This is a genomic window from Azotobacter armeniacus (genome assembly GCF_054779355.1).
This window is the reverse complement of record NZ_BAAGYK010000157.1, coordinates 1-581: the sequence shown is the minus strand read 5'-3', so window position 1 is coordinate 581 and position 581 is coordinate 1. Positions and strand designations below refer to the sequence as shown.

The 581-nt window shown below is 63.5% G+C and carries 1 protein-coding gene and 1 pseudogene; one reads left to right on the top strand and one right to left on the bottom strand.

Features of this window, described 5'->3' with window-relative positions:
• Positions 1–228, bottom strand: a pseudogene (locus tag ACYVD0_RS21495) (IS5/IS1182 family transposase); the annotation flags it as partial.
• A 51-nt stretch (positions 229–279) separates the two neighbouring features.
• On the opposite strand from ACYVD0_RS21495, the gene ACYVD0_RS21490 reads away from it, so the two are divergent.
• Positions 280–581: transposase (locus ACYVD0_RS21490; RefSeq protein ID WP_460428693.1), on the top strand; the 302-nt coding region annotated here is incomplete at its 3' end.

Here is a 581-nt window from a genome sequence, read left to right as displayed (position 1 = left end):
GCCTTGATCCCGGCGTACAACGGCGAAAGGTCCTGCCGCTCGACGTAGCCCCACACCAGCCGTGCCGGATGATCCTCCGAAAGCAGACTCTCCAGGTCGCTGGGGACGCAGCTCGATCTGATTCCGGTTCGGGCGCCGCACACGCGCCGCCGCAGCCTTGAGGGACGGCGCGGGCCGTGCGTCTGGAATAGGTAGATCGTCGAACAGCTCGCCACCTGTGCCTGCCATCTCTTGCCTCCGGTCCAAACCCCGCGCCTATTCTCGCAGAGCGCAGGCCCGGTGGGTTTTTTCACAAGCTCTCAGCTCTCCAGCCTCAGCCCAGAACAGCGTGAGCAGTTGAAGGCATGCCTGTCGGCACCTGGCAGCCTTCCGCAGGACATGATCGCTACGCCCAGCAGCTGCCCGCACTGTCAGTCCAGCGAGTTACAGCCGTGGGGCTCCAATGGCGGCCTACCACGGTATCGCTGCAAGTTTTGTGGCAAAACCAGCAACCCATTGACGGGTACACCGATGGCGCGACTGCGAAAGCGCCATCTCTGGCAAGACTATGCCGAGGCGTTGACCCAGAGCCTGACGGTACG